Source organism: Streptomyces sp. NPDC051963 (assembly GCF_044593495.1).
In the GTDB taxonomy this organism is placed as follows: Bacteria; Actinomycetota; Actinomycetes; order Streptomycetales; family Streptomycetaceae; genus Streptomyces.
In genome coordinates this window covers 1-4,111 of the sequence record NZ_JBIUCC010000027.1, presented here as the reverse complement: position 1 = coordinate 4,111, position 4,111 = coordinate 1, and the positions used below count along the sequence as shown (strand labels likewise).

3 protein-coding genes are annotated in these 4,111 nt (G+C 69.8%); all 3 read right to left on the bottom strand.

Features of this window, described 5'->3' with window-relative positions:
• Positions 1-158 precede the first annotated feature (158 nt).
• Positions 159-1,715: an aldehyde dehydrogenase family protein gene (locus tag ACIHFB_RS45775; RefSeq protein WP_400130026.1), complete on the bottom strand. Its 1,557-nt coding sequence runs from the start codon at positions 1,713-1,715 to the stop codon at positions 159-161.
• 161 nt (positions 1,716-1,876) lie between these two features.
• On the bottom strand, positions 1,877-2,776 hold the full coding sequence (gene sucD / locus ACIHFB_RS45770) for a succinate--CoA ligase subunit alpha (protein ID WP_365288679.1): 900 nt from the start codon (positions 2,774-2,776) through the stop codon (positions 1,877-1,879).
• 11 nt (positions 2,777-2,787) lie between these two features.
• Positions 2,788-3,918: an ADP-forming succinate--CoA ligase subunit beta gene (gene sucC / locus ACIHFB_RS45765; RefSeq protein ID WP_400130024.1), complete on the bottom strand. Its 1,131-nt coding sequence runs from the start codon at positions 3,916-3,918 to the stop codon at positions 2,788-2,790.
• Between the last annotated feature and the right edge of the window lie 193 nt (positions 3,919-4,111).

The following is a 4,111-nucleotide window of genomic DNA, read 5'->3' as shown; positions in this document are numbered from 1 at the left end:
TGCCATGCTCGCCACCTCATCTTTGCGTCGTCGTGTTGCACGTCGGCGGTCCGTCGAGTCTTCCGCATATTCCATATCGTAGATTGCATACGACATAGGGGTATGCGTGGTTACGAGGGCCGGGCGGCGCCCCCGCACGAGCGCCGCCCGGGCTCACCTCACGGCATCAACTGGTACTCGGGGAAGTTCCCGGGCAGCCGCTCCCCCACCGGACCCTGGGTGACGGCGCGCACCAGCAGTTCGCCACCGACGAACGCGCCGTGCCAGGACGCGCCGAACCCGCCGAAGAGTTCGTCTCGGTCGCCGCGCGAGCGGGGCTTGCCGTGGCCCACCTTGAACGCGCGGATCTGCGGGGCCAGCCTGGCGAAAGTCGCCTCGTCGTCCGTGGACAGCGTGGCCACGAGGGCGCCGTTGGACGCGTTCATCGCGGCCAGCAGCTCCGCCTCCGTGTCGACCAGGACGATGGTGTCGACCGGCCCGAACGGTTCCGCGTGGTGCAGTGGGGAGGACGGGGGCGGATTGAGGAGTGTGACCGGCTGGACGTATGCCGAGGTGTCCTGGCCGGGCAGGAAACGGGCCTCGCCGAGGGAGCCGCGGTGCAGCGGGACGGCGCCGCGATTGATGGCCTCGGCGACCTGGTCGTGCAGTTCCTTGGCCTTGGCGGCGTTGATCACCGGCCCGAAGTCGAGTGCCGGGTACGGGTCGTCGGGGTGCTCCACCGCGAGGGGGTGGCCGACGCGCAGGGTGCGGACCGCCGGCAGGTAGGCGGCCAGGAACTCGTCGAACAGCTCACGCTGGACCACGAAGCGCGGGTAGGCGGTGCAGCGCTGCTTGCCGTAGTCGAAGAGCTTGGGGATGACGGCCGTCAGGGCGTCCCAGTCCGAGTGGTTCCAGATGCCCCAGGTGTTGAGTCCCTCCTGTTCGAGGACGTGGCGCTTGCCGAGGTCGGCGACGGCGGTGGCCACCGCGGCGCCGGTGTCGCGGCCGCCGACGAAGGAGACGCAGCCGATCTCGGGCGCCTTCACCAGCGCTTCCGACAGCTCTCCCCCGCTGCCGCTGACCAGGGTCACGGGAATCCCCTCGCGGGCGGCGAGCGCGCAGGCCAGGGTCAGACAGGCGACACCGCCGTCGGTCGGGGTCTTGGCGATGACCGCGTTGCCTGCCAGTGCCTGGACCAGCATTGCGTGAACGAGCACGCTCATCGGGTAGTTCCAGCTGGCGATGTTGGACACCGGGCCGTCCAGCGGCGTCCGGCCTGCGGCCATCGGCTCGATGCCGTCGACGTACCAGCGCACGCCGTCTATGGCCCGGTCGACGTCCGCCTGGGCGAGCCGCCAGGGCTTGCCGATCTCCCAGACCAGCAGGAGGGCGAGAAGTTCACGGTGCTGGGTGAGGGCGTCGAGGGTGGCGGCGACGCGGGCACGGCGCTCGTCGAGGGGGATGTGGCGCCAGGCGCGGTGCTGGTCGAGGGAGGCGCGCACGGCCTGCTGGGCGGTGGCCCGGTCCAGGCGCGGCGGGCCGGCGATCGGGCTGCCGTCAACGGGGCTGGTGGCGGGCAGCGCCCGGCCGTCCGCCTGCCAGGTGGCGTTCCAGAGGTTGAGGACGCGGTCGTCGCGGAACGCCTCGGGGGCGACGGTGAGGCACCGCTGCCAGGCGTCGCTCCAGGACGTACCGGACTTCACGACAAGATGGGAGGGGTTGAGGGTGGTTGCCATTCGGTGTCTCCGCTCTCGGTGCACAGTCGGGGGCGGGGGCGGGCATCTGCCGAAGCGCAGGATGCGTGCCCGCGCGACCAGGGGTCGCGCGATGTCACGACCAGAGGTCGCGTATATGGGGAAACGCGGTGGGTCGAAGTGTCTTCGACGGTCACTCCACGTCAACGATGACTTACGTCGCGTTCACTTTCCAGATGGGCCAGCACCAGCCGGGCCGTTTCGGTCGGGGTGCCGCCCACGCTCACTCCGGCGGCCTCCAGGGCCTTCTTCTTCGCCTCGGCGGTGCCGGACGAACCGGAGACGATGGCTCCCGCATGTCCCATGGTCCTGCCCTCGGGTGCGGTGAATCCGGCGATGTAGCCGACGACGGGCTTGGTGATGTGGTCGTGGATGAACGCGGCCGCCCGTTCCTCGGCGTCACCGCCGATCTCCCCGATGAGAACGATCAGTTCGGTGTCGGGGTCGTCCTGGAAGGCCGCCAGGCAGTCGATGTGGGTGGTGCCCACCACGGGGTCGCCGCCGATGCCCACGCAGGTCGAGAAGCCTGTGTCCCGGAGCTCGTACATGAGTTGGTAGGTGAGCGTCCCGGACTTGGACACCAGGCCGATACGGCCCGGCTTCGTGATGTCGGCGGGGATGATGCCCGCGTTGGACCGGCCTGGCGTGATCAGGCCCGGGCAGTTGGGGCCGATGACGCGCGTGCCCTTCTTCGCCGCGTGCGCGCGGAAGGCGACGGAGTCGTGGACCGGGATGCCCTCGGTGATGACGACGGTGAGTTCGATCCCGGCGTCGGCGGCCTCGACGACGGCCGCCTTGGCGAAGGCCGGCGGCACGAAGACCACGCTCACATCGGCTCCGGTCGCCTCCATGCCTTCGCGTACCGACCCGAAGACGGGTACGGCCCGCTCGTCGAAGTCGACGCTGCGGCCGGCCTTGCGCGGGTTGACGCCGCCGACGACGTTCGTGCCGGCGGCGAGCATCCGACGGGTGTGCTTCATGCCCTCGCCACCGGTCATGCCCTGGACGAGGACCTTGGATTCCTGGGTGAGGAAGATGGCCATGTCCCGCTCCTTCAGCTGGTGTTGGCGAGTTGGGCGGCACGGCGGGCCGCGCCGTCCATCGTGGTGGCCTGCTGGACCAGGGGGTGGGCTCGTTCGTCGAGGATGGCGCGGCCACGGACCGCATTGTTGCCGTCGAGGCGCACGACGAGCGGTTTGGTCAACTGGACGGCGTCCAGGGCCTGGACGATGCCGTCGGCGACCGCGTCGCAGGCGGTGATTCCGCCGAAGACGTTGACGAACACCGACTTCACCGCCGGGTCGGAGAGGATGACGGAGAGCCCGTCGGCCATGATCTGCGCCGATGCCCCGCCGCCGATGTCGAGAAAGTTGGCCGGCCGCCCACCGCAGCCGGCGACCACGTCGAGGGTCGACATGACCAGGCCGGCGCCGTTGCCGATGATGCCGACCTCGCCGTCGAGCTTCACGTAGTTGAGGCCCTTGGCGGCGGCCGCCTCCTCCAGCGGGTGGTCGTGCGCCGCTTGCTCGGCACCCCAACGGTCCTGCCGGAAGCGGGCGTTGTCGTCAAGGGTGACCTTGCCGTCGAGGGCGAGGATCTGCCCCTGTGCGGTGCGGACGAGCGGGTTCACCTCGACGAGGACGGCGTCCTCGCCGACCAGCACTCCCCACAGCCGTACGAGCACGTCGACGGTCTGCGGCGGGAGCCCGGCGGCCTCGGCGATCTCGCCCGCCTTGGCCGAGGTGACGCCCTCGGCCGGGTCGATGTGGATACGGGCGACGGCTTCCGGCCGACTGGCGGCGACCTCCTCGATGTCCATGCCGCCCTCCGCCGAGGCGATCGCGAGGAAACGGCCCGCCGCGCGGTCGAGGACGTAGGCGACGTAGAACTCGGCCTCGATGTCGACGGGTTGGGCCAGCATGACCTTGCCGACCGTGTGCCCCTTGATGTCCATGCCGAGGATCCGACGCGCCGTGAGTTCGGCCGCGGCCGGGTCGGCGGCGAGCTTCACGCCGCCCGCCTTGCCCCGGCCCCCCGTCTTGACCTGCGCCTTGACCACGACGCGGCCGCCGAGCCGGCGCGCGATCTCACGCGCCTCCTTGGCCGATGCGGTGACCTCCGCCTGCGGCACCACGATGCCGTATTCCGCGAAGAGCCCCCGGGCCTGGTGCTCGTACAGGTCCATGATTCGGCTCCCGTCTGAAAAGTGAGGCACGACTTAAAAGTGCTGCACGACCCCTGGACATCACCCATCGGATGCGGGATAACAATCTTCATACAGTATTCGTCGACTGTATGCAATGTGCCAGACGCGGTCCACGACCAGCCGCCACCAGGACGCTCAAAGCGCCGGACAAGTGAGGTGACCTGTGACGACG

What these genes read in the sequence shown, in the direction of transcription:
- ACIHFB_RS45775 (WP_400130026.1), bottom strand. Translation starts at nt 1,715, where the DNA reads ATGGCAACCACCCTCAACCCCTCCCATCTTGTCGTGAAGTCCGGTACG.
- sucD (WP_365288679.1), bottom strand. Translation starts at nt 2,776, where the DNA reads ATGGCCATCTTCCTCACCCAGGAATCCAAGGTCCTCGTCCAGGGCATG.
- sucC (WP_400130024.1), bottom strand. Translation starts at nt 3,918, where the DNA reads ATGGACCTGTACGAGCACCAGGCCCGGGGGCTCTTCGCGGAATACGGC.